25 protein-coding genes are annotated in these 23,034 nt (G+C 75.0%); 13 read left to right on the plus strand and 12 right to left on the minus strand.

Annotation, left to right across the window (positions count from 1 at the left end):
- Positions 1 to 29: 29 nt before the first annotated feature.
- Complete coding sequence (locus ACZ6CZ_RS14480) at positions 30 to 302, minus strand: SHOCT domain-containing protein (protein WP_469019641.1); 273 nt, start codon at positions 300 to 302, stop codon at positions 30 to 32.
- 178 nt (positions 303 to 480) lie between these two features.
- Between ACZ6CZ_RS14480 and ACZ6CZ_RS14485 the strand changes: the two genes are divergently transcribed.
- The 5 genes from ACZ6CZ_RS14485 to ACZ6CZ_RS14505 all read left to right on the plus strand — a co-directional run bounded on the left by ACZ6CZ_RS14485 (position 481) and on the right by ACZ6CZ_RS14505 (position 3,541).
- On the plus strand, positions 481 to 1,038 hold the full coding sequence (locus tag ACZ6CZ_RS14485; RefSeq protein ID WP_469019644.1) for a TetR/AcrR family transcriptional regulator: 558 nt from the start codon (positions 481 to 483) through the stop codon (positions 1,036 to 1,038).
- A gap of 80 nt (positions 1,039 to 1,118) precedes the next feature.
- Entirely contained in the window at positions 1,119 to 1,514 is a 396-nt protein-coding gene (locus ACZ6CZ_RS14490; protein WP_469019647.1) for a (R)-mandelonitrile lyase, read from the plus strand.
- Positions 1,515 to 1,540: 26 nt separating this feature from the next.
- Entirely contained in the window at positions 1,541 to 2,125 is a 585-nt protein-coding gene (locus ACZ6CZ_RS14495; protein WP_469019649.1) for a DUF4865 family protein, read from the plus strand.
- A 71-nt stretch (positions 2,126 to 2,196) separates the two neighbouring features.
- Positions 2,197 to 3,096, plus strand: a complete 900-nt coding sequence (locus ACZ6CZ_RS14500) for a phosphotriesterase family protein (protein ID WP_469020519.1) — start codon at positions 2,197 to 2,199, stop codon at positions 3,094 to 3,096.
- A gap of 250 nt (positions 3,097 to 3,346) precedes the next feature.
- The gene (locus tag ACZ6CZ_RS14505; protein ID WP_469019651.1) at positions 3,347 to 3,541 is read left to right on the plus strand and encodes a DUF1272 domain-containing protein; all 195 of its coding nucleotides are present in this window, start codon (positions 3,347 to 3,349) and stop codon (positions 3,539 to 3,541) included.
- Positions 3,542 to 3,585: 44 nt separating this feature from the next.
- Here ACZ6CZ_RS14505 and ACZ6CZ_RS14510 read toward each other — a convergent pair whose 3' ends face one another.
- Complete coding sequence (locus ACZ6CZ_RS14510; RefSeq protein WP_469019654.1) at positions 3,586 to 4,824, minus strand: ROK family protein; 1,239 nt, start codon at positions 4,822 to 4,824, stop codon at positions 3,586 to 3,588.
- Positions 4,825 to 4,909: 85 nt separating this feature from the next.
- The gene (locus tag ACZ6CZ_RS14515; RefSeq protein ID WP_469019656.1) at positions 4,910 to 5,569 is read right to left on the minus strand and encodes an alpha-ketoglutarate-dependent dioxygenase AlkB family protein; all 660 of its coding nucleotides are present in this window, start codon (positions 5,567 to 5,569) and stop codon (positions 4,910 to 4,912) included.
- A gap of 108 nt (positions 5,570 to 5,677) precedes the next feature.
- Here ACZ6CZ_RS14515 and ACZ6CZ_RS14520 point away from each other — a divergent pair, with 108 nt between their 5' ends.
- A complete protein-coding gene (locus ACZ6CZ_RS14520; RefSeq protein ID WP_469020522.1) occupies positions 5,678 to 6,823 on the plus strand; it encodes a methyltransferase in 1,146 nt (381 codons plus the stop codon).
- Between the two features lie 50 nt (positions 6,824 to 6,873).
- On the opposite strand, the gene ACZ6CZ_RS14525 is transcribed toward ACZ6CZ_RS14520, so the two are convergent.
- Both ACZ6CZ_RS14525 and ACZ6CZ_RS14530 read right to left on the minus strand, forming a co-directional pair.
- On the minus strand, positions 6,874 to 7,773 hold the full coding sequence (locus ACZ6CZ_RS14525) for a class II fructose-bisphosphate aldolase (RefSeq protein ID WP_469019660.1): 900 nt from the start codon (positions 7,771 to 7,773) through the stop codon (positions 6,874 to 6,876).
- A gap of 156 nt (positions 7,774 to 7,929) precedes the next feature.
- Positions 7,930 to 8,811 carry an SIS domain-containing protein gene (locus tag ACZ6CZ_RS14530; protein WP_469019662.1) on the minus strand — a complete coding sequence of 294 codons (882 nt, stop codon included), beginning with the start codon at positions 8,809 to 8,811 and terminating at the stop codon, positions 7,930 to 7,932.
- Between the two features lie 153 nt (positions 8,812 to 8,964).
- On the opposite strand from ACZ6CZ_RS14530, the gene ACZ6CZ_RS14535 reads away from it, so the two are divergent.
- Positions 8,965 to 9,744 (plus strand): DeoR/GlpR family DNA-binding transcription regulator, encoded by a 780-nt coding sequence (locus ACZ6CZ_RS14535; protein WP_469019665.1) that lies wholly within the window; start codon positions 8,965 to 8,967, stop codon positions 9,742 to 9,744.
- Positions 9,745 to 9,814: 70 nt separating this feature from the next.
- Here the strand turns inward: ACZ6CZ_RS14535 and ACZ6CZ_RS14540 are convergent, their stop codons facing one another.
- A complete protein-coding gene (locus tag ACZ6CZ_RS14540; RefSeq protein WP_469019668.1) occupies positions 9,815 to 10,210 on the minus strand; it encodes a luciferase domain-containing protein in 396 nt (131 codons plus the stop codon).
- Positions 10,211 to 10,597: 387 nt separating this feature from the next.
- Here ACZ6CZ_RS14540 and ACZ6CZ_RS14545 point away from each other — a divergent pair, with 387 nt between their 5' ends.
- Both ACZ6CZ_RS14545 and ACZ6CZ_RS14550 read left to right on the plus strand, forming a co-directional pair.
- Positions 10,598 to 11,833, plus strand: a complete 1,236-nt coding sequence (locus ACZ6CZ_RS14545; RefSeq protein WP_469019670.1) for an MFS transporter — start codon at positions 10,598 to 10,600, stop codon at positions 11,831 to 11,833.
- 149 nt (positions 11,834 to 11,982) lie between these two features.
- Positions 11,983 to 12,738 carry a maleylpyruvate isomerase family mycothiol-dependent enzyme gene (locus ACZ6CZ_RS14550; protein ID WP_469020525.1) on the plus strand — a complete coding sequence of 252 codons (756 nt, stop codon included), beginning with the start codon at positions 11,983 to 11,985 and terminating at the stop codon, positions 12,736 to 12,738.
- A 39-nt stretch (positions 12,739 to 12,777) separates the two neighbouring features.
- Here the strand turns inward: ACZ6CZ_RS14550 and ACZ6CZ_RS14555 are convergent, their stop codons facing one another.
- Positions 12,778 to 13,170, minus strand: a complete 393-nt coding sequence (locus ACZ6CZ_RS14555; protein ID WP_469019673.1) for a MarR family transcriptional regulator — start codon at positions 13,168 to 13,170, stop codon at positions 12,778 to 12,780.
- Positions 13,171 to 13,256: 86 nt separating this feature from the next.
- Here ACZ6CZ_RS14555 and ACZ6CZ_RS14560 point away from each other — a divergent pair, with 86 nt between their 5' ends.
- Positions 13,257 to 14,747: an MFS transporter gene (locus ACZ6CZ_RS14560; protein ID WP_469019675.1), complete on the plus strand. Its 1,491-nt coding sequence runs from the start codon at positions 13,257 to 13,259 to the stop codon at positions 14,745 to 14,747.
- Positions 14,748 to 14,843: 96 nt separating this feature from the next.
- Here the strand turns inward: ACZ6CZ_RS14560 and ACZ6CZ_RS14565 are convergent, their stop codons facing one another.
- The 3 genes from ACZ6CZ_RS14565 to ACZ6CZ_RS14575 form a co-directional block, all read right to left on the minus strand.
- Entirely contained in the window at positions 14,844 to 15,509 is a 666-nt protein-coding gene (locus ACZ6CZ_RS14565; RefSeq protein ID WP_469019677.1) for a response regulator, read from the minus strand.
- On the minus strand, positions 15,506 to 16,738 hold the full coding sequence (locus tag ACZ6CZ_RS14570) for a sensor histidine kinase (protein ID WP_469019680.1): 1,233 nt from the start codon (positions 16,736 to 16,738) through the stop codon (positions 15,506 to 15,508). Before ACZ6CZ_RS14570 ends, ACZ6CZ_RS14565 begins: the two co-directional genes overlap by 4 nt.
- 108 nt (positions 16,739 to 16,846) lie before the next feature.
- Positions 16,847 to 17,575, minus strand: a complete 729-nt coding sequence (locus tag ACZ6CZ_RS14575) for a TetR/AcrR family transcriptional regulator (RefSeq protein WP_469019682.1) — start codon at positions 17,573 to 17,575, stop codon at positions 16,847 to 16,849.
- Between the two features lie 243 nt (positions 17,576 to 17,818).
- On the opposite strand from ACZ6CZ_RS14575, the gene ACZ6CZ_RS14580 reads away from it, so the two are divergent.
- Positions 17,819 to 18,286: a nitroreductase family deazaflavin-dependent oxidoreductase gene (locus tag ACZ6CZ_RS14580; RefSeq protein WP_469019684.1), complete on the plus strand. Its 468-nt coding sequence runs from the start codon at positions 17,819 to 17,821 to the stop codon at positions 18,284 to 18,286.
- Here ACZ6CZ_RS14580 and ACZ6CZ_RS14585 read toward each other — a convergent pair.
- On the minus strand, positions 18,276 to 19,598 hold the full coding sequence (locus tag ACZ6CZ_RS14585; protein WP_469019686.1) for a geranylgeranyl reductase family protein: 1,323 nt from the start codon (positions 19,596 to 19,598) through the stop codon (positions 18,276 to 18,278). The two genes, ACZ6CZ_RS14580 and ACZ6CZ_RS14585, sit on opposite strands and share 11 nt — an antisense overlap.
- 131 nt (positions 19,599 to 19,729) lie before the next feature.
- On the opposite strand from ACZ6CZ_RS14585, the gene ACZ6CZ_RS14590 reads away from it, so the two are divergent.
- Together ACZ6CZ_RS14590 and ACZ6CZ_RS14595 are read left to right on the plus strand one after the other, a co-directional pair.
- Positions 19,730 to 21,085: a M20/M25/M40 family metallo-hydrolase gene (locus tag ACZ6CZ_RS14590; RefSeq protein ID WP_469019689.1), complete on the plus strand. Its 1,356-nt coding sequence runs from the start codon at positions 19,730 to 19,732 to the stop codon at positions 21,083 to 21,085.
- A gap of 62 nt (positions 21,086 to 21,147) precedes the next feature.
- Positions 21,148 to 21,864, plus strand: coding sequence for an MBL fold metallo-hydrolase (locus ACZ6CZ_RS14595; protein WP_469019692.1), 717 nt, complete (start codon positions 21,148 to 21,150; stop codon positions 21,862 to 21,864).
- Positions 21,865 to 21,899: 35 nt separating this feature from the next.
- On the opposite strand, the gene ACZ6CZ_RS14600 is transcribed toward ACZ6CZ_RS14595, so the two are convergent.
- Positions 21,900 to 22,940 (minus strand): NUDIX hydrolase, encoded by a 1,041-nt coding sequence (locus ACZ6CZ_RS14600; RefSeq protein WP_469019694.1) that lies wholly within the window; start codon positions 22,938 to 22,940, stop codon positions 21,900 to 21,902.
- Positions 22,941 to 23,034: the final 94 nt, after the last annotated feature.

Raw genomic sequence — 23,034 nt, forward strand, 5'->3', positions numbered from 1 at the left:
TCGGACACCGAGGCGTTCGGCGAGCGTCCTCATTGCCTCGAAGGCGACTCCTCCAGGACGGACAGCCGGCGCCAGTACTCGTCCTCGTCGATCTCACCGGAGGCGAAGCGCCGGCCGAGGACGGCGAGCGGTGAGTCGCCCGCCGGGCGGCCGCCCTCGACGGGCCGCCAGGGGCCACCGCGCCCGCGTCCCGCGCCGCGCCGCAGGACGGTGACGGCGCCGATCACGGCGGCCGCCCAGATCAGCGGGAAGAACAGCACCCACGGGCCGGGGCCGCCGTTCCAGTTCGCCAGGGTCTGCATGCCGGACTCATCTCCTTCGTCGCGCCTCTCGGACCTCTCCGAGCCTGGCCGGGGCAAGGGGTCCGCGTCGTCGTGCGGGCGGCGGTGGCCTGCGTACGCCTCCGGGAGTACGGAGGCCGGGATGAGGGGCGCGTTCCCACGGCTGGATTCTGTAACTACTAGTATGTACAGTGATCCCATGAGCACCCCGGAGCGTCTGATCGAGTCCACCCGCGAGCTGCTGTGGGAGCGCGGCTATGTGGGTACCAGCCCCAAGGCGATCCTGAAGCGGGCCGGAGCCGGACAGGGCAGCATGTACCACCACTTCAAGGGCAAGCCGGAGCTGGCGCTGGCCGCGATCCGGCGCACCGCCGAGGAGTTGCGGGCCACCGCCGCGGAGGTGCTCGGCGGTCCGGGGACGCCGTACGAACGCATCGAGGCGTATCTGCTGCGTGAGCGCGACGTGCTGCGCGGCTGCCCGATCGGACGGCTGACCATGGACCCGGACGTGATCGCCAGCGACGAACTGCGCGCCCCCGTCGACGAGACGATCGCCTGGATCGGCGACCTGATCGCGGACATCGTCGAAGAGGGCAAGCGGCAGGGGCAGTTCGCCGCCCACCTGGACGGCGCCGAGATCGCCGCGGCCGTCCTCGCGACCGTGCAGGGCGGCTACGTGCTGGCCCGCGCCGCCGGCTCGCCCGCCGCCTTCGACGCGGGCGTCCGCGGACTGCTCTCGCTGCTCGCGGCGCGCTGACCCACCGCACCGGCCGCTTCCCCGTGCTCCGTCAGGACCGGGCCGGCCGCTTCCTCCAGACCGACAGGAGTCACCCGCCCGTGCGCATCACCGGAGAACGTCCCGTCAGCGTGCCCGGCCCGGCCGGCAACTTCACCGGCCAGGTCTGGCTGGAGGAGACAGCGGCGCCCGAACCCCCCTCCCGGCTGCGGATGTTCACCGTCCGCTTCGCGCCCGGCGCCCGCACCGCCTGGCACCGGCATCCGCACGGGCAGGTGCTGCACGTGCTCGCGGGCGAGGGGCTGGTGCAGCGCGAGGGCGGCGCGGTGGAGACGATCCGGGCGGGCGACACCGTGTGGATCGAGCCGGGCGAACGGCACTGGCACGGCGCCGCACCCCGCACGTTCATGACGCACCTCGCGGTCGTCGAGGCCGCGCCGGACGGCACGACCACCCTGTGGGAGGCGCACGTCGGCGCCGACGAGTACCCGGCCTGACGCCCGGCACCGGAAAGGACTCCGCCATGCACGCCATGCAGTACGAGCTGACCCTCCCCGCCGACTACGACATGGACGTCATCCGTGCCCGCGTCGCCCGCGTCGGTCATCTGCTCGACGACTGGGACGGGCTGGGCCTGAAGGCGTACCTGATACGCGAACGCGGCGTCCGGGACTCGCCCGTCAACCAGTACGGGCCGTTCTACCTCTGGAACACGGTGGACGGCATGAACCGCTTCCTGTGGACAGGCCCGTTCCAGGGACTGGCCGACGACTTCGGGCGGCCGGCGGTACGGCAGTGGACGGGGGTGTCCTACCAGGAGGGCGGCGCGCACGCCTCCCCCGCGGTCCGCGCGGTACGCCGCCGGCAGCCGGTGCCCACGAGTGCGCCGCTGTCCGCCCGGATGGCGGACGCGGTACGGGAGACGGAGCGGCTGGCCGCCGAGGACGGGGCGGTGCTGGCGGCGGCGGCCGTGGACACGCACCGCTGGGAACTGGTGCACTTCTCGCTCTGGGCGCACCAGGCGCCCCCGGCCGAGGGTGACGTCTTCGAGGTGCTGCACCTGTCGGCGCCCGGCCGGGACGCGCTGCCGCGCGGGCGGCAGTGGTGAGCGCGGCCGAGGGCGGCGCGGCGGGCCCGGACACGCGGGGGCCGGGCCCGGGCTCGGGAGGCGAGCCGGCGGTGCGGACGGTCCTCGGTGATCTGCCGCCCGGGGAGCTGGGCGTGTGCGACGCGCACGACCATCTCTTCCTGGCCAGCCCGCAGTTGCCGGGCCAGGAGCTGGACGACGTGTCCGCGGCGCGGGCGGAGCTGGCGGCGTTCCGCGCGGCGGGCGGAGGGGCGGTGGCGCAGTGGACGCCGCACGGCATGGGGCGGCGGGCGGCCGACCTGCCGGCGCTGTCCCGGGACACCGGTGTGCACGTCGTCTGCGCGACGGGGCTGCACCAGGCGGCGCACTACCCGCCCGCGGTGCTGGGGCGGCTGCGCGGCACCCTCGCCGAGGTGTTCGTCGCCGAACTCACCGAGGGCATCGGCACCTCGGGGGTGCGGGCCGGGCTGATCAAGGTGGCGGGCGGCTTCCACGGCCTCGACGCGCACGCCCGCTGGACGATGACGGCGGCGGCCGAGGCCCACCACGCCACCGGCGCGACCGTCGCCGTCCACCTGGAGCACGGCACGGGCGCGCTCGACGTCCTGGACCTGCTGTGCGGGGAACTGGGCGTGCCGGGCCACCGGGTCGTCCTCGGGCACCTCAACCGCTCACCCGACACCGTCGTGCACCGCCAGGCGGCCGAGGCGGGCTGCTGGCTGGCCTTCGACGGTCCTTCCCGCGCCCACCACGCCACCGACTGGCGGCTGCCGGACGCCGTACGGGCGCTGGCCGAGGCCGGGTTCGGGCACCGGCTGCTGCTCGGCGGGGACACGGTGGTGGCCGGTGCGCGCTCGGTCGACGGCGGACCCGGCATGCCCCACTTGCTGCGGCGCCTGCGTCCGCGGCTCGCGGCGGAGCTGGGCGCGGAGCTGGTGCACCGCATCCTCACCGAGCACCCGGGGCAGGCGTTCGGCGTGGCCTGGCGGTGACGGCGTGCGGGCGTCGGCCGGTGCCGCGGAGTCGGTGGCGTGCCGCGTCGGCCGGCGATCCGGCGGGCGGCCCGGGCCGCTGGTGACGACGGGCGGCCTGGGCCGTGGGTGACGGGCGGGCGTGGCCCGATCGTGCGGGAGGTTGGCCCTCCGGGCGGGTTCCGGGCCGGGTCGGCGTGCCGAGGATGGGTGGGGGCGCCTCCGCGGGCGTTCCGGCCGAAGCCGTACGACCCGAGGAGACGGACACGCCATGGCCCTGGAGATGCGCGACCGGTGTGAGCGTTGCGCGACGGCCGCGCTGCCGCCGGACGCCGCGGCCCGGATCTGCTCGTACGAGTGCACGTTCTGCGTCACCTGCGCCGAGGCGTTGGGCGACGTCTGCCCGAACTGCGGGGGCGAACTCCTCGCCCGGCCCCGCCGCGACCGCCCGGCGGCGCATGCCTGATCAGGACACCCGGCGCCGCACCGCCGGGGCGGCCGGCCCGGGCGTCACCGCAGCGCCCCCAGCGGGTCGTCCAGCACCGGCTGCCAGGCCAGTTCGGCCGCGCCGACCAGGCTGTTGTGGTCCAGGGTGCACGGCAGGATCGGCACGCCGCCGCTCTGTCCCCACAGGCTGCGGTCGGCGACGACCGCGCGCAGCCGGCCCGGGTCGGCGTCCAGGAGCGTGCGGTGCAGGCCGCCGAGGATGATCCGGTCCGGGTTGAGGATGTTCACCAGCCCGGCCAGGCCCAGGCCCAGCCGGTCGGTCAGCGCCTCGGCCGCCCGCCGCACGGCCGGGTCGGCGTAGTGGTTGCGGAGCAGGTCGTCGGCCTGCTTCAGCAGGGACACCTCGGGTCCCGGGTCGCGGCCCGCCTCGATGAGCAGGGCCAGCGGATCGGCCTCGACGTCCAGGCAGCCCCGGCCGCCGCAGTGGCAGGGGCGGCCCTCCGGGTTGACGGTGAGGTGGCCGACCTCCAGCGCCAGACCGGAACTGCCGCTGTGCAGGCGGCCGTCGAGGACCAGCGCGCCGCCGACGCCCCGGTGCCCGGTGGCCACGCACAGCAGGTCGCGGGCGCCGCGTCCGGCGCCGTGCCGGTGCTCGGCGAGCGCGGCGAGGTTGACGTCGTTGGCCGCGAACGCCGGGCCGGTGATCCCGGCGGCGCGCACGCACTCCGCGAAGATCCGGCGGACCGGCGCTCCCACCGGCCAGGCCAGGTGCAGCGGGTTGAGGGCCAGACCGCCGGGTTCGGCGACGGCGGACGGGACGGCGAGGCCGGCGCCCACGCAGCGGCGGCCGGTCGTCCGCAGCAGCTCGGCACCCGCTTCCACGACGGAGCCCAGCACCTTCGCCGGGTCGGCGTCGACGGTCTCGCAGCCGGGCGCGGTCGCCACGATCCGGCCGCCCAGGCCGACCAGCGCGGCCCGGAAACCGTCGGCGTGGACCTGCGCGGCGAGGGCGACGGGCCCGGACTCGGCGACCTCCAGCCGGTGCGAGGGACGGCCCTGCGACCCGGCGGCCGCGCCGGGCCGGGCGTCGACCCGGATCAGGCCCAGCGCCTCCAGCTCCGCGGCGACCGCGCCGGCCGTCGCCCGGGTGACGCCGAGTTCGGCGGTGAGCACGGCCCGGGTCGGCGCCCGCCCGGTGTGCACCAGCTCCAGCGCGGGCCCGAGCGCTCCGCGCCCCCGGTCCAGCCGCGTCCTCGAGGTGGTCCCTTCCCCCGCCGTCCGGGGGTCCGCCTTGCCGCTCATGAGGGCGAGTCTCCCATGATCCGCAGCCCGCGGGGCGCGGGCCGGGGCCCGTGCGCAGGCCCGCCGGTGCCGATGCCGGGCCTGATCACGGCGCCCGATGGCCACTCACCCGCAGGGTGATGTTCAGCCGGCCGGTCAGCCCCAGCTCGGGTGGCGCGGTGCCCGGGTGGACGCGCGGGACGCCGTGGTGGGCGAGCCGGGCGGGGCCGCCGAAGACGAACAGGTCCCCGCTGCGCAGCTCGACGTCCGTGTACGGCCGGGTCCGCGTCTCGGTGTTGCCGAACCGGAAGACGCAGCTGTCGCCCAGGCTCAGCGACACCACCGGCGCACCGGAGTGCTCGTCGGCGTCCCGGTGCATGCCCATGCGGGCGTCGCCGTCGTAGAAGTTGATCAGCGCGATGTCGTACGGCTCCCCGGCGGCCGCCTCGGGACCGAGCGCCTCGGCGACCGCGCGGCGGCCCAGTTCGCCCAGCCACGCCGGGAAGGGCTTCACGGGAGCGCCGTCCCCGTCCACGACGGTGCGGGCATAGGCGTACGGATACCAGTGCCAGCCCAGGCAGACCTGGCGGGCGGTCATGGTGCCGCCGCCCGGTGTGCGCACCGTGCGCAGTCCGGCCGGCGGGCGCGCCCACTCCCGGCAGGCCGCGAGCAGCCGGCGCTGCTCCCCGGCGTCCAGCCAGTCCGGGACGTGTACGGCGCCCGGTGCGATCCGCGTCCGGGCCCGGGGGAACAGCTCGGCGTCCATGTTTCCCATCCTGCCCGAGGGACGTGCGCGAGGCTGAGGGCCCGGTGGGGCCGGGCGGGCGGGCCTGAGCTGCGGCTCGGCTAGCCTGGACGCACGATGAACGACCGTATGACGACGCCCTGGGGCGAACTCGAGCTGTCCCGCTTCCCCGAGGAGCCGCGCGGCGCGCTGCGCGCCTGGGACGCCTCCGACGCCTACCTGCTGCGGCACCTCGCCGAGGAGAAGGTCGCGCTGTCCGGCGCGGTCGTGGTCGTCGGCGACCGCTGGGGCGCGCTGGTGACGGCGCTTGCGGAGCACCGGCCGACGCAGATCACGGACTCCTTCCTCACCCAGGAGGCGACCCGGGCGAACCTGGCGCGGGCCGGCGTCGAGCCCGGTGCGGTGCGCCTGCTGACCACCCGGGAACCGCCGCCCGAGCGGGTGGACGTGCTGCTCGTACGGGTGCCGAAGAGTCTGTCGCTGCTGGAGGACCAGCTGCTGCGGCTGGCGCCGGCGGTGCACGCGGACACCGTCGTCGTCGGCACCGGAATGGTGAAGGAGATCCACACCTCGACGCTGCGGCTGTTCGAGCGCATCCTGGGCCCGACGCGCACCTCGCTCGCCGAGCAGAAGGCACGGCTGATCTTCTGCACCCCCGATCCGGCGCCGGCACGGCCCGCGAACCCGTGGCCGTACAGCTACCCGCTGCCCGACGGCATCGGGGCGGTCTCCGGGCGCACGGTCGTCAATCACGCCGGGGTGTTCTGCGCGGACCGCCTGGACATCGGCACGCGGTTCTTCCTGGGGCACCTGCCCGGGCCACGGGGCGGCCGGGTGGTCGACCTGGGCTGCGGCAACGGCGTGGTGGGCACGGCGGTGGCACTGGCCGACCCGGGTGCGGAAGTGCTGTTCGTGGACGAGTCGTTCCAGGCGGTGGCCTCGGCGGAGGCGACCTACCGGGCCAACGGGGCGCCCGGGCGGGCGGAGTTCCAGGTCGGCGACGGGCTGGCCGGGGTGGCGCCCGGCAGCGTGGACCTGGTCCTCACCAACCCGCCGTTCCACTCCCACCAGGCGACGACCGACGCCACGGCGTGGCGGATGTTCACCGGGGCGCGGCGCGCGCTGCGGCCCGGCGGCGAGCTGTGGGTGGTCGGCAACCGGCACCTGGGCTACCACGTGAAGCTCAAGCGGCTGTTCGGCAACAGCGAACTGATCGCGGGCGACCGCAAGTTCGTGGTGCTCAAGGCCGTCCGGCAGGCGGAGAAGCCGAGTTGAACCGTCGGGCGCAGGCGCCGAGTTGATCCGTTCGACGGGTTCGGCGGGCGTCAGGCGGGGTCCGCTGGGCTGAGCGTCCGGTCGGCGGGGGCGGCGGGGGCGCGGCCGAGGACGCCGATGATCCGGGCGGCCTCCCGGGCCATCGCCTCCCGGCCCACGGCGAGGTACGTGCGGCAGTCCACGGCCTCGGGGCGGGCGGCGAGGAATTCCCGGACGGCGCCGGTCATCGCCGCGTTCAGGGCGGTGCCGACGTTCACCTTGGTGATGCCGCCCGCGACGGCCGCGACCAGTCCGTCGTCCGGCACGCCGGAGGAGCCGTGCAGCACGAGCGGCAGGGGCAGCGCGGCGGACAGGCGCCGCAGGAGCCCGTGGTCGAGGACCGCCGTGCGGGTGGTCATGGCGTGCACGCTGCCGATGGCCACGGCGAGGGCGTCGACGCCGGTGCCGGCCACGAAGGAGCGCGCCTCGTCCGGGTCGGTGCGGGCGCCGGGCGCGTGGGCGTCCAGCGGCGCGCGGCCGTCCTTCCCGCCCACCTCTCCCAGCTCCGCCTCGATCCAGAGGTGCCGCGCGTGCGCCCAGTCGGCGGCGGCGCGGGTCGCGGCGAGGTTGTCCGCGTAGGGCAGCCGGGACGCGTCGTACATCACGGAGCTGAACCCGGCGTCGGGCGCCTGCCGCAGCAGATCCTCGCTCCGCACGTGGTCGAGGTGCAACGCGACCGGCACGGCGGCGCGTTCGGCGGCGGTCACGGCGGCACGGGCCAGCGGGAGCAGTCGTCCGAGGCGGAACTTCACGGCGTTCTCGCTGACCTGGAGGACGACGGGCGAACCGGCCGACTCGGCACCGGCGACGACCGCCTCCACGTGCTCCAGGGTGACGACGTTGAACGCGGCGACGGCGCGGTGCGCCGCGGCGGCACGGCTGACCAGCTCGCCGGTGGACGCGAGGGACACGGCTGCTCCTTGGGCGGTCGGGACGGGACACGCGCGGCGAACGGAACTGCCGGCGGCGCGAGTCGGGCGGAGGCGGGAAAGCGCGGGGCGGGAAAGCGCGCGGAGGCGGGGAAACGCGCGGAGGCGGGAAAGCGCGCGGAGCGGAGGTGCGCGGGGTCAGGGGGCGAGGACGACGGAACGGGTCAGATGCCGCGGCCGGTCCGGATCGAGGCCGCGGGCGGCGGCGACCGCTACGGCGAGGCGCTGGGCGCGCACCAGTTCGGCGAGCGGGTCGAGGTCGCTCTCGATCCACCGTCCCCCCGTGGCGCGGACCTGGTCGGCGAGGCCGTCGGGGGCCCGGCCGAGCGTCCAGGCGGCCGTGGACCGGGTGGTGACGCTGATGGGGCCGTGCCGGTACTCCATCGCCGGGTAGGCCTCGGCCCAGGCCAGCGCGGCCTCGCGCATCTTCAGCGCCGCCTCGTGGGCGAGCCCGACGCTCCAGCCGCGCCCGAGGAAGGTGACCTGGGTGCACGCGACGAGGTCCGGCGGCACGGGCCCGGACAGGGCGGTGCGGGCGTCCGCGACGACGTCGTCGGTGTGCAGGCCCAGGTGGGCGCGCAGGAGGGTGAGCGCGGTGGTGGCGAACCGGGTCTGGACGACGGAGCGTTCGTCGGCGAAGCCGAGCACGACGAGGTCGTCGGCGGCCGCCTGCACGGGCGTGTGCGGATCGGCGGTGATCGCGGTCGTCCGGGTGTGCGCCCCGACCTGCCCGAGCAGGTCGAGCACCTCGGTGGTGGTGCCGGAGCGGGTGAGGGCGACGACCCGGTCGTAGCGGCGGGCGCGCGGGAACTCGGAGGCGGCGAACGCGTCCGTCTCGCCCTGCCCGGCGTCCTCGCGCAGGGCGGCGGCCGCCTGTGCCATGAAGTACGAGGTCCCGCACCCCACGATCGCGACCCGCTCCCCCGGCTCCGGCAGCGCGCCGGCCCAGCGCCCCGCCTCCTCGGCCGCCCGGGTCCAGCACTCGGGCTGGCTGTTCAGCTCGTCCTCGACATGGCTCATGCCACACCTTCCCCTGAGTGGTCGGCTGATGGTCTCCTGACGGCCTGCTGAGTGTTCTTGCAAGATATAGCCGCCTTTCGAGCACAATCAAGCATGGGGCAGATGAACGGGGTGCGTTAGGGTCGCGGGAGATCGACGGAACGGAGGCCGCGGATGTCCCGGGACGCCCGCTGGAAGACGCTGCTGGAACTGCTCGTGGAGCGCGGCCGCCTGGAGGTCGAGGAGGCGGCGGCCGACCTGGGCGTGTCGGCGGCGACGGTCCGCCGGGACTTCGACCAGCTCGCCGAGCAGCAGATGCTGGTGCGCACCCGGGGCGGCGCGGTGGTGCACGGGGTGTCGTACGAACTGCCGCTGCGCTACAAGACCGCCCGCCGCGCCTCCGAGAAGCAGCGCATCGCCAAGGCGGTCGCGGACCTCGTCGCACCGGGCGAGGCGGTGGGGCTGACCGGCGGTACGACCACCACGGAGGTGGCCCGCGCCCTGGCCGTGCGCGGCGACCTCGCCACCGGCTCGCCGGCGCTGACCGTCGTCACCAACGCGCTCAACATCGCCAACGAACTCGCCGTACGGCCGCAGTTCAAGATCGTGGTGACCGGCGGGGTGGCGCGTCCGCAGTCCTACGAGCTGGTCGGACCGCTCGCGGACGGGGTGCTCGGGCAGATCACCCTGGACGTGGCGGTGCTCGGCGTGGTCGCCCTCGACGTCACGCACGGCGCGGCCGCGCACGACGAGGCCGAGGCCGCGATCAACCGGGTGCTGTGCGAGCGCGCCGAACGCGTGGTGGTGGCGGCCGACTCCAGCAAGCTGGGCCGCCGGGCGTTCGCCCGCATCTGCGCGGCGGAGCTGGTCGGCACGCTCGTCACGGACACGGCGGTGGAACGGGACACGGTGCGCCGCTTCGAGGAGGCGGGTGTCCGGGTCGTCGTCGTATGACCCGCCCGTCCACGCCGCGGCACCGGCCCCGCTGACGGCCGTCCGGCGCGGTCAGCCGTGGCCCGGGCCGTCAGACACCGCCCGGCACCGCCCGTACGAATCCCGCGCCCCGTTGGTCGTTGCAGCCGACGACGGGCCGGTCGACGGGGTCCTGCCAGGTCTGCTGGGCCTGGAGGGCCACGCTCACCAGGGTCAGCAGCAGGTCGACGTCGCTCGCGGCGTCGAGGCGTATGGTCACCCACTGCGAACCGGGCACGATCCGGACCGGGCCCGATCCCTTGAGGTCCTGGGCGAAGCGGCGGATGGCACGGTCCGTCAGATGCAGGTCGACGTCCCGCTCCGAGTGGAAGTGGACGATCTCACCACGGGTCGAGCTGAGCGCCTGTCCCAGGCCGCAACTCGGGACGGTCCCGTTCAGGTCCGGCCAGGTCGCCAGTTGCGCGAAAGCGCGCGAGGCCAACTTCATGGGCTCATCATGACGGGCTCACCCCCCGGCAACCAGCCGGTGCGCACGCATTAACCGACCAGTTTCCGGAAATCGCGGTGCCATGTCACTCAGAGCGCTCACCTGTCGCCCGATCGGGCTCACTCATTCACCCGTACATCTCCGGTAACCGTGCTCTAGCGGACGGCAGATCCGGGCCAGGCCTCGCATCCCGCGCCACGTCCGTGGAACCGCGGCGCGGGCGGTGGCGCCGTGGCACGGGCCCGTGGAAGCCCGGTGCGGGCCCGTGAGCCCCGGTGCGGTCCCGGCCCGTGAGCCCGATGCGGGCCGGTGACCCTTGCCCCGGCCGCACCTCCACCCTAAGCTCCTTTTGTGCCGCTAATAAACAAATCCCGTACGCACAGCGTGGTGCCGGGAACCGCTGCCGACCTCACCCGGCTCCGCGTCGCGATCACCGCGTTTTTCGCCCTGGACGGCTTCGTCTTCGCGGGCTGGGTCGTGCGCATCCCCGCGATCAAGCACCAGACCCACGCCTCCGCCAGCGCGCTCGGCCTCGCCCTCCTCGGCGTCTCCGCCGGTGCCGTCGTCACGATGACCCTCACCGGCCGCCTGTGCCGCCGTTACGGCAGTCATCCGGTGACCGTGATGTGCGCGGTGCTGCTCTCGCTCAGCGTGGCGCTGCCGCCGCTCACCCACTCGGCACCGGCGCTCGGTGCCGCGCTGCTGCTGTTCGGCGCGGCCTTCGGCGGGATCAACGTGGCCTTCAACAGCGCCGCCGTCGATCTGATCACCGCGCTCGGCCGGCCCGTCATGCCGGGGTTCCACGCGGCCTTCAGCCTGGGCGGAATGCTCGGCGCCGGACTCGGCGGACTGGTCGCCGGCTCCCTCTCGCCGACCCGCCACCTGCTGGGCCTGGCCCTGGTCGGCCTGCTGGTCACCGCCGTCGCCGGCCCCGCCCTGCTGCGCCACGAGCCACCGGCCCGGCCGACCCCGCCGACCCCGCCGGACCGGCAACTGCCCAGCGCGACCGGCCCGCACGGCGCGGACGCCTCCGCCGCCGCCCCCGCCCACAGCCACGCCGGCACCAGCCCCCGCACCCGCACGCGCGGCCTGGTCGTGGTCTTCGGCCTGATCGCCCTGTGCACGGCCTACGGCGAAGGGGCCATGGCGGACTGGGGCGCCCTGCACCTCCAGCAGGACCTCTCCGCCTCCTCGGGTGTCGCGGCCGCCGGTTACTCGTGTTTCGCCCTCGCCATGACGGTGGGGCGACTGACCGGCACGACACTGCTGCAACGCCTCGGCCGCACCCGGACGGTGATCGCCGGAGGCGGTACGGCCGCCGCCGGCATGCTGCTCGGCTCGCTCGCCCCGTCGGTCTGGGCGGCGCTGATCGGCTTCGCCGTCACGGGACTCGGCCTCGCCAACCTCTTCCCGGTCGCGGTGGAACGCGCGGGCTCGCTGGCCGGTCCGTCCGGCGTCGCCGTCGCCTCCACCCTCGGCTACGGCGGCATGCTCCTCGGGCCGCCCGCGATCGGCTTCATGACCGACTGGTTCTCCCTGCCCACCGCGCTCACCAGCGTCGCCGCGCTGGCGGCCGTCGCCACGGTCATCGGCGTGACCACCCGGCGGGCGGTGAACGACTGAGCCAGGGGGCGCGAGGGGCACGGCGCCGGGACAACACCGGTGCCCGTGACGGCTCCTGGCGCCGGGGGCGGACCATGGCGCGGACGCGGACTCCGTCCGGCACACTCACTCCCATGGAGATCAAGGAGACCAAGGAGAGCAAGGAGACGCTGGAGACCGCGGAGTTCCTGCGGACCCTCGACGTCGAGGGCCGCGGGCTGGCGGCCGCCGCCGAGGCCGCGGGGACCGGCGCCGAGGTGCCGACCTGCCCCGGGTGGCAGGTGCGGGACCTGCTGCGGCACACGGGCGCGGTGCACCGCTGGGCCACCGCGTTCGTCGCCGAGGGGGCCACCGCCCCGCGCCCCATCGGCGACGCGCCCGACCTGGACGGGCCCGAGCTGGTGGCCTGGTACCGGGACAGCCACCGCACGCTCGTCGACACCCTGGCCGCCGCGCCGGCCGACCTGGAGTGCTGGACGTTCCACCCGGCGCCCAACCCCTCGCCGTTGGCGTTCTGGACCCGCCGGCAGGCCCACGAGACCACCGTCCACCGCTACGACGCCGAGTCGGCGCGCGGCGGCGCGGTGTCCGCGGTGGCCGCCGCTCTCGCGGTGGACGGCATCGACGAGCTGCTGCGCGGCTTCCACGCCCGCCCCCGCAGCAGGGTGCGCACGGAGGAGCCCCGGGTCCTGCGCGTGCGGGCCGTCGGCAAGGAGACGGACGCGGTGTGGACCGTAAGGCTGTCGGCCGGGCCGCCGGTGACGACGCGGGAGTCCGCCGGGGAGGCCGCAGGGGACGCGGACGCCGAACTGTCCGGACCAGCCGACCAGTTGTACCTCGCCCTGTGGAACCGGGTGCCGGTGCCGCACGTGTCCGGTGACCGGTCGCTGGCCACCCTGTGGCGGGAGAACTCCGCGATCGGCTGACCCGGCCCCGGCTCGGGCCCGGGCCCCGCCGGCCGGTGGTCAGTCCGCCAGCATCCGGGCCAGCACCGCGCGCTGCACGGGCAGCATCTCGCCGTGCAGCGCGCGCCCGCGCGCCGTGAGCGCCACGCGTACGCCCCGCCGGTCCTCCGGGCACATGGCCCGCTCCACGAGACCGTCCTTCTCCAGCCGGGCGATGAGCCGGGACAGGGCGCTCTGGCTGAGGTGGACCCGTTCCGCGATCTCCTGCACCCGGTAGGCGCACTCGCAGTCCGCCGCCGACGCCTCGGCCAGCAGGTCCAGCACCTCGAAGTCACTGGCGCACAGGCCGTGTCCGTTCAGGGCGCGGTCCAGCTCGCACTGGGTGCGGGCGTGCAGCGCCAGGATGTCCCGCCACCGTTCCGCGAGCGCCTGCTCGGCCTTCTTCGCCGCCATGGCTGGCACCGTAGCAGAGAAGGATGATTGTTGCATCGTAATTAAATGCATTTGCATCTCATGCATGCGCATGTACTGTCTGCGGCATGACCTCTCCGCTCACCCACCCCGCGGCACCGCCCTCGACGGTCCGCTGGACGCCCCGGCTGTGGGGCACCCTGCTGGTGCTGTGCGCCGCGATGTTCCTGGACGCGCTCGACGTGTCGATGGTCGGTGTCGCCCTGCCGTCGATCGGGTCCGACCTCCACCTGTCCACGTCGACCCTGCAATGGATCGTCAGCGGTTACATCCTGGGATACGGCGGGCTGCTCCTCCTCGGCGGCCGCACCGCCGACCTGCTCGGCCGGCGCCAGGTGTTCCTGGTGGCGCTGGGCGTCTTCGCGCTCGCCTCACTGCTCGGCGGGCTCGTCGACTCCGGCCCGCTGCTCATCGCCAGCCGCTTCATCAAGGGCCTGAGCGCGGCGTTCACCGCGCCGGCCGGGCTGTCGATCATCACCACGACCTTCCCGGAGGGCCCGCTGCGCAACCGGGCGCTCTCCATCTACACCACCTGCGCGGCCACCGGCTTCTCCATGGGCCTGGTGCTGTCCGGCCTGCTCACCGAGGCCAGCTGGCGCCTCACCATGCTGCTGCCCGCTCCCATCGCGCTGATCGCGCTACTGGCCGGCCTCAAGCTGCTGCCCCGCAGCGCCCGCGAGGAGACCCACGCCGGCTACGACGTCCCGGGCGCCGTCCTCGGCACCGGTTCCATGCTGCTGCTGGTGTTCACCGTCGTCCAGGCGCCCGGGGCGGGCTGGACCTCGGCGCGCACCCTCCTGTCCTTCCTGGCCGTCGCCGCGCTGCTGACCGTCTTCGTCCGGGTCGAACAGCGGTCCCCCAGCCCGCTGATCCGGCTCGGCGTACTGCGCTCGGGCAGCCAGATCCGCGCCCAGCTCGGCGCCGTGGCGTTCTTCGGGTCCTACGTCGGCTTCCAGTTCCTGACCACCCTGTACATGCAGACCCTGCTCGGCTGGTCGGCCATCCACACCGCCCTCGCCTTCCTGCCGGCGGGCGCGCTGGTCGCGGTCTCCTCCGCGAAGGTCGGCGCGCTCGTCGACCGGTTCGGCACCGCGCGGCTGATCGCGGCGGGCTTCGCGCTGATGGTCGTCGGCTACGCGCTGTTCCTGCGCATCGACCTCGACCCGGTGTACGCGGCCGTCGTCCTGCCCTCGATGCTGCTGATCGGCGCCGCCTGTGCGCTCGTCTTCCCCTCCCTCAACATCCAGGCCACCAACGGGGTCGACGACCACGAGCAGGGCATGGTCTCCGGGCTGCTCAACACCTCGGTGCAGGTGGGCGGCGCGATCTTCCTGGCGGTCGTGACGGCGGTCGTCACCGCGGGCGCCCCCGCCCACCCGACCCCGCAGGCCGTCCTCGACAGCTACCGGCCCGGCTTCGTGGTCGTCGCCTGCGTGGCCGCGGCCGGACTGCTCCTCACCCTCACCGGACTGCGCGGCCGCCCCGCACGGCCGTCGGTCGTCGTGGCGAGGTCCACGGCCGCGGTGACGGACGCGGAACCCGTAGGAGTACCCGACTAGTCCGGAGGAACTGCTCCGTGTCCGCGTCCGGCGGGGGCTCCGGCCGCCCGCCGGACGCGCACGGCCGCGTGCGGTGGGCGCCTCGCCGCGAACCGCTCAGCCCAGCCAGCCCGGCCGGACCAGCCCCGACTCATAGGCGAGGACGACGAGTTGGGCGCGGTCCCGGGCGCCGAGCTTGACCATGGTGCGGCTGACGTGGGTCTTCGCGGTGAGCGGGCTGACCACCAGGCGGCGGGCGATCTCGTCGTTGGACAGTCCGATGCCGACCAGGGCCATCACCTCCCGCTCCCGCTCGGTGAGCCGCGCCAGGTCACCGGCGGCCGCGGGCTCCTTGGAACGGGCCGCGAACTCCGCGATCAGCCGGCGGGTGACACCCGGTGACAGCAGCGCGTCACCGTCCACCACGGCCCGTACCGCGCGCAGCAGTTCGGCCGGCTCGGTGTCCTTGACCAGGAACCCCGAGGCGCCCGAGCGGATGGCCTCGAAGACGTACTCGTCCAGCTCGAAGGTGGTGAGCATGACGACCTTGACGTCTCCCAGCTCCGCGTCCCCGGTGATCCCCCGGGTGGCGGCGAGGCCGTCCATGACCGGCATACGGATGTCCATCAGCACGACGTCGGGCCGCAGGTCGCGCACCGCTCTCAGGGCCCCGGCGCCGTCCGCCGCCTCCCCGGCCACGACGATGTCGGGCTGCGCGTCGAGCAGCGCCCTGAACCCGGCCCGTACCAGCGACTGGTCGTCGGCGAGCAGTACGCGGATCACCGGTCCTCCCCCGGGTGCGACGGCAGCAGGGCGAGCACCCGGAACCCGCCGTCGGCGCGCGGGCCCGCCTCGATGGTGCCACCCAGCGCGGCCGCCCGCTCCCGCATGCCGGCCAGCCCGTTGCCGGTGCCGCCCGCGTCCGCGCCGGTCGCCGGTCCGTCGTCCTCGACCAGCAGCCGCAGCGCGCCGTCGCCGTCCGCGAACCGCACGCGCGCGTGCCGCGACCCGGAGTGCCGTACGACGTTGGTCAGGGCCTCCTGGACGATCCGGAAGGCCGCCAGGTCGGCCCCGGGCGGGAGGCGGGGCGGCTCGCCCTCGACGGTGACCGCCAGTCCGGCGGCCGCCGCCTGCTCCACCAGTTCCGGCAGCCGGTCCAGGCCGGGGGCAGGGGTGCGCGGCGCGTCCCCGGGGGTCCGCAGGCTGTCCAGCACCTGCCGGACCTCCCCGAGGGCTTCCTTGCTGGCGGCCTTGATGGTGGTGAGCGCCGCGCGCGCCTGCCCCGGGTCGCTGTCGAGCAGCGCGAGGCCCACGCCCGCCTGGACGTTGATCACCGAGATGCTGTGCGCGAGGACGTCGTGCAGTTCGCGGGCGATCCGCAGCCGCTCCTCGTCCGCCCGCCTGCGGGCCGCCTGCGCGCGGTCGGCCCGCTCCCGCGCCCATTGCTCCCGCCGCACCCGGACCAGTTCGGACACCGCGAGCACGGCAAGCACCCAGGTGGCGACCACGATCTCCTGGCCGATCCGCGCGCCCCGGTCAGCCGTCCGCGGAAGCCAGGGGAACACCCGGAGCGAGACCAGGACGTGCCCCGCCCACAGCAGCCCGACGGCCGTCCAGGCGGCCCGCCGGTGTCCGGCGGCGACGGCGCCGACGCAGGCGACGGCGACGGCCAGGAAGACCGGCCCGTAGGCGTAGCCCGCCCCCAGGTACACCAGGGTCAGCGCCGCCGCGCCGCAGACGGCGGCCGCCGGGTGCCGGCGCCGCCACAGCAGGGCGGCGCAGACCGCGACCAGCAGCACCCGCCCGAGGACGCCGAGCGGCTCGCGCTGCGGCTGGGCGTGTGCGGCGAAGTCCGAGCCGATCAGCACGAACACGGTGATCAGGAGGGTGGAGCGCCAGGGCGGCCGGGTGGACGCGGACCCGGACTCGGCGCCGTCGTGGCGGTCCGCCCACGCGGGGCCGTACCGCCACCACCGCACGGGGTCGCGCCCCCGGCCGCGCTGCTCGTCCATGCCCGCCACGCTAACGCCGCCGGCCCGGCGGGGCGTCCGCCGGGCGGGGTGATCACCGGTACTCCCCGGGGAGTACGCCCGCGAACGCCCTCTTCCCTGCCCGCCGCGTCAGGGGAAGACCAGACCCACGCCCTGGGCGAGCTGCGCGGCCGCGTGCCGGAAGAAGGGCTCACGGTCCTCCACGACCCGGTTGAACTGGCCGAACAGCTCGAACCCGATCAGCCCGAACAGCTGGGCCCAGGCGGCGACCAGCGCCACGGCCGCCTCGGCCGGCAGGTCGGGCGCGAGGTCGGCGGCCATGCGGCGCGCCTCCTCCGCGAGGTCGGCGGGGACCGGCGTACGGGCCACCCCGCGCTGCCGGTAGGCGTCCCGCACGATGCCGATGAGCAGGACGCCCACCCGGGCGGCCGGCGGAACGGTGCTCTGCGGCGCCGAGTAGCCGGGCACGGGCGAGCCGTAGATCAGCGCGTACTCGTGCGGATGCGCCAGCGCCCACGCACGCACCGCCAGACAGACGGCGACCCAGCGCCGGGCGGGCGCGGCGTCGCCGGGTTTCGCCGCCTCGGCGGCCTCTGCGGCCTCCGCGGCCTCGCCCAGGGAGTCGTAGGCGTCGATGATCAGGGCGGTCAGCAGGTCGTCCCGGCTGGGGAAGTAGCGGTAGAGCGCGGAGGACACCATGCCGAGTTCGCGGGCCACGGCCCGCAGGGACAGCTTGGCGGCGCCTTCCGCGGCGAGCTGTCTGCGCGCCTCGTCCTTGATGGCCGCGGTCACCTCGGCGCGGGCTCGGGCGCGGGCTCCTTGGGGGGTGCTCCTGCCTGGGGGGGTGCTCTTGCTCATGCCCCCAGTGTGCCATCGAATCGGAGCACTGCACACAAACGAGAGCGGCGCTCCAAAAGGGGACGGCCAGTCCCGGAAGAGAGCGGCGAACTAAAAGAAGAGCACTGCTCTTGCTTTGGAGCACCGATCGCGCCCATACTCATCACAAGCGAAGCGAGAGCACCGCTCACGCAAGCCGTCGCAAGTCGCCGCCGCCAAGACACCCCCGCCAAGACACCGTCCGCGCCCCCAGGAGGCCCCGCCATGTCCGCATCCGCATCCGCATCCACCCACGTCCAGAAGCCCGGCTGGTTCACCGTCAACGTCTTCAACCGGGCCGTGGCCTGGATGACCCGCCGCGGCATCAGCGTCTGGGGCTCCCGCGTCCTGGCGGTGCGCGGCCGCAAGAGCGGCGAGTGGCGCACCACCCCGGTCAACCTGCTGACCGTGGACGGCCGGCACTACCTGGTCGCGCCGCGCGGGCACGTCCAGTGGACCCACAACATGCGGGCGGCCGGCGGCGGCGAGCTGCGGCTCGGCCGCGACGCGGAGGCGTTCACGGCCGTCGAGGTCACCGACGACGACAAGGTCCCGGTGCTGCGCGCCTACCTCAAGCGCTGGAAGGCCGAGGTCGGCGTCTTCTTCAAGGGCGTCGGTCCCGACTCGTCCGACGCGGACCTGCGGCGCATCGCCGGCGACCACCCGGTCTTCCGGATCACGCTCACGAGCTGACACCGTCCGGCGCGGCTCCCCGGTCCCCCTCGGCACCCCGGTCCCCCGCGGCCCCTCGGCCCCCCTCGGCACTCCGGTCCCCCGCGGCCCCCCGGCTCCGGGCGGCTCCCCGGTCAAGCGCGGTCAGGGCGCGCTGGGCGAGCGGGTGGGAGCGGACCAGTTCACCGAGGGACGTCGACCCCTGGGTGATGTCCGCGAAGGCCCGCCAGGCCGGCCGGAAGCCGGTCAGCACCGCGTGGAACACACCGGGACGGCGCTCGAAGGCGGCGAGCATCCGCTTGCCGACGCTCATCTCGACGCCGAGCCCCGCCTTGATGGCGAAGGCGTAGTTCAGCGCCTGGCGGCGGGCGTCCACGGCGTCGTGCGCCTCCGCGACGCGGACCGCCCACTCCCCCGCGAGCCGGCCCGAGCGCAGCGCGAAGGAGATGCCCTCACGGGTCCACGGCTCCAGCAGTCCGGCGGCGTCACCGCAGACGAGGACGCGGCCGCGGGACAGCGGCGAGTCGTCGGCACGGCAGCGGGTGAGGTGGCCGGAGGAGATGTCCGGTTCGAAGCCGGCCAGCCCGAGGCGGGCGATGAAGTCCTCCAGGTACCGCTTGGTCGCCGCGCCCTCGCCGCGCGCGGAGATCACGCCGACGGTGAGCGTGTCGCCCTTGGGGAACACCCAGCCGTAACTGCCCGGCATCGGGCCCCAGTCGATGAGCACCCGGCCCCGCCAGTCCTCGGCGACCGTCTCGGGCACCGGGATCTCCGACTCCAGGCCGAGGTCGACCTGGTCCAGCTTCACCCCGACGTGCGCCCCTATGCGGCTGGCGCTGCCGTCGGCGCCGACCACCGCCCGGGCCAGCACCGTCTCGCCGCCTTGCAGGACGACGGCGACCGTACGCCGGTCCGGCACCGCCGACCCGTGCTGCTCGACCCGCTGGACCGCGGCGCCCGTACGCAGCTCGGCGCCCGCCTTCTGGGCGTGCTCGACCAGCTGCTGGTCGAACTCGGGCCGGTTGATCAGGCCGAAGAGCATCTGCCGGGAGCGGCGGGTGCGGCTGAAGCGCCCGTTGTGGGAGAAGGTGACCGCGTGCACCCGGTCCCGCAGGGGCAGTTCGAAGCCGGGTGGCAGGGAGTCGCGCGAGGGGCCGATGATGCCGCCGCCGCACGTCTTGTAGCGCGGCAGCTCGGCCTTCTCCAGCAGCAGTACGCGCCGTCCCGCGACCGCCGCCGCGTAGGCGGCCGAGGCCCCCGCGGGTCCCGCGCCCACCACGACGACGTCCCACACCTGCTGCACGTCGTCCGCCGAAGAGTTGTCGCCGCTCACGATGGTCTACCGCTCCGATCAAGCCGCTGCCGCACCTGTCCCCCGCATCCTACGGCGGTCGTCGGCGCAGGCCACTGTGGGAGGATCGGTCCACTCACCTGGTCAACGTCGCACCCACAAGGAGCGTGCCCATGTCGTCGAATCCGGTCGCCGAGACCGTCGCCTCGCTGCTGCCCCGCGCGAAGGCGGAGTTGGCCGAGCTGGTCGCCTTCAGGTCGGTGGCGGACTTCGACCAGTTCCCCCGGAGCGAGAGCGAGGGCGCCGCGCGCTGGGTCGCCGACGCGCTGCGCGCGGAGGGCTTCGCCGACGTGGCGCTGCTGGACACGCCGGACGGCACGCAGTCGGTGTACGGCTTCCTGCCGGGCCCGGAGGGCGCGCGGACGGTGCTGCTGTACGCCCACTACGACGTGCAGCCCCCGCTGGACGAGGCGGCCTGGAGCACTCCGCCGTTCGAGCTGACCGAGCGCGACGGGCGCTGGTACGGCCGCGGGGCCGCCGACTGCAAGGGCGGCCTGATCATGCACCTGCTCGCGCTGCGCGCCCTGAAGGCGAACGGCGGGGTCCCGGTGCACGTGAAGGTGATCGCCGAGGGGTCGGAGGAGCAGGGCACGGGCGGTCTGGAGCGGTACGCCGAACAGCACCCGGAGCTGCTGGAGGCGGACACCATCGTGATCGGCGACACCGGCAACTTCCGGGTCGGCCTGCCCACGGTGACCACCACGCTGCGCGGCATGGCCATGGTCCGGGTGGAGATCGACACGCTCGAGGGGAACCTGCACTCGGGCCAGTTCGGCGGTGCCGCCCCGGACGCGCTGGCCGCGCTGATCCGCGTCCTGGACTCGCTGCGCGCCGAGGACGGCTCGACGACCGTGGACGGGCTCGCCGCCGACGCCGCGTGGGACGGCCTGGACTACGCCGAGGAGCAGTTCCGCGCCGACGCCAAGGTGCTGGACGGGGTCGGGCTGATAGGGGACGGCTCGGTGGCCGACCGCGTCTGGGCGCGCCCGGCCGTGACCGTCCTGGGCATCGACTGCCCGCCGGTGGTGGGCGCCACCCCGTCCGTGCAGTCCAGCGCCCGCGCCCTGATCAGCCTGCGGGTGCCGCCGGGCGTGGACGCGGCGGAGGCGGCCGGACTGCTCCGGGCCCACGTGGAGGCGCACACGCCGTGGGGCGCCCGGGTGCGCACCGAGCAGATCGGCCAGGGTCAGCCCTTCCGTGCCGACACCTCCAGCCCGGCCTACCGGGCGATGGCCGAGGCGATGGCCGTCGCCTACCCGGGCGAGGCGATGCAGTACGCCGGTCAGGGCGGCTCCATCCCGCTGTGCAACACCCTCGCCGGTCTCTACCCGAAGGCCGAGATCCTGCTCATCGGCCTGAGCGAGCCGGAGGCGCAGATCCACGCCGTGGACGAGAGCGTCTCCCCGCAGGAGCTGGAGCGGCTGGCCGTGGCGGAGGCGCTGTTCCTGCGCGGCTACGCGGCGAGCTGAACGGTTCTGCCGGCAGCAGAGGGCCCTCGCCTCCGGGCGGGGGCCCTTCCTACGGTCGGCGCATGGACGTCATCGAGCTTCTTCCCCGGCTGCACCTGCTGCGCTTCCCGGTGGGGCAGGCCTACCTCTGGCACGACGCCGACGCGCTGACCCTGATCGACGCCGGGCCGCCCGGCGCCGGGCCGCGGATCGCCGACGCGGTCACGGCGCTGGGACGGGCCCCCGCGGACGTACGGCGGATCGTGTTGACCCACTTCCACGAGGACCACGTGGGCGGGGCGGGCGAGTTCGCCGCGCTGAGCGGCGCCGAGGTGCTGGCGCACCACCTCGACGCCCCGTACGTCCTGGGTGAACTGCCCGGCCCCGAGCCGGTGTTCGAGGACTGGGAGCTGCCCATCCACGCCGCGGCGCTCGAACTGCTGCCCCCGGGCCGGCCGGCGCCGCCCGAGCGGCTGACGCGGGTGTCGGACGGTGACGTGCTGGACGTCGGCGGCGGCGCCCGGGTCGTGCACGTGCCCGGCCACACGGACGGCAGCATCGCACTGCATCTCCCGGCGCACGGTGTGCTGTTCACCGGGGACACGGTGGCGGCGGCGCCGGTGACCGGGGCGGTGATGCCGGGCGTGTTCAACCTCGACCGAGGCCGGGTCCTGGCGGCGCTGCACCGGTTGGCGGCGCTGGACGCCGAGGTGGCGTGCTTCGGCCACGGCGACCCGGTGGTGGGGCGGGCCTCGGCGGCGCTGCGGAAGGCGGCGGACGCCCACCCGGCGCCGCGCTGACCCGCCCCGGCCCGCTCTGGGGCCCCGGCCGGGGCTCAGCCGAGCGGGACTCCCGCTTCCAGGTACAGCGCGGTCCCGCGCTCCCGGGCCCGCAGCGCCCAGCGCAGCCGCTCGTGACGGACCGGGGGCAGCAGGTCGGCGGCCTCCTGCTCGGTGACGAAGCGCCAGCCGCGCAGCTCGGGGCCGGGCAGGAGCACCCGGGCGGCCGCGCCGGAGTCCAGCCGCCCGCCGTCGAAGAGGAGCCGCAGTCCGCCGAAGCCGGGGGGCACGGGCCGCTCCCAGTCGATCACGAGCAGCCGGGGCACCTCCGCCAGCCGTATCCCGGTCTCCTCGGCCACCTCGCGCATGCCGGCCCGGGCCGGGGCCTCCCCGGGCTCGACGACGCCGCCGGGGAACTCCCAGCCCGCCTTGTAGGTGGGGTCGACGAGCAGCACCCGGTCCCGCTCGTCGAAGAGGAGGACACCGGCGGCGAGGGTCTCGGCGGTGGGCTCCGGGGTCTGCACGATGTCACACACCGGGACGGTCCCGCCGGCGACGGCCTCGGCGATGCGCGCGGCCGTCTCGTGGGGGGTGAGGGCGCTGGTGTCGACGAGGTGGGCGTCGGCGGTGAGCCAGGAGGCGAGGGCGGCGCGGTAGGGCTCGATCCGGTCGTACGACCACTGCCGTGCCCGCGGCTCGCCGCCGTCCGGGCCGGACGGGGCCTCCCGTGCGGCCGTCCGCTCCCGCAGGATCGTTTCGGCCGGGGCGAGGAGCAGGTGGCGCACGGTGATCCGGCGGGCGGCGAGCCCGCCGAAGATCTCGTCGCGGTACTCCTGGCGCAGCAGGGTCATGGGGACCACGAGGGTGCCGCCCAGCTCGGCCAGCATCGCGGCGGCCGTGTCGATCACGAGCCGCCGCCAGATCGGCAGGTCCTGGACGTCGCCGACCTGGGCGAGGTGCTTGGCGGGCAGGAGCTGTGCGAGCGTGCCGCCGAGGACCTCGGGGTCGAAGAGCGTGCTGTTCGGGATCAGTTCGATCAGTTCCCGTGCGGTGGTCGTCTTGCCGGCACCGGACGCACCGTTTATCCAGACGATCACGTGTCCCCCTCTTCTGTTGGCCCCCTGTGGCTTGCCCGCTCCACACTGCCACGGAAACCGGCTCCCGTTGAGGGCGCCGCCGACGGGTACCGGC

The organism is Streptomyces sp. NPDC041135, assembly GCF_055592085.1.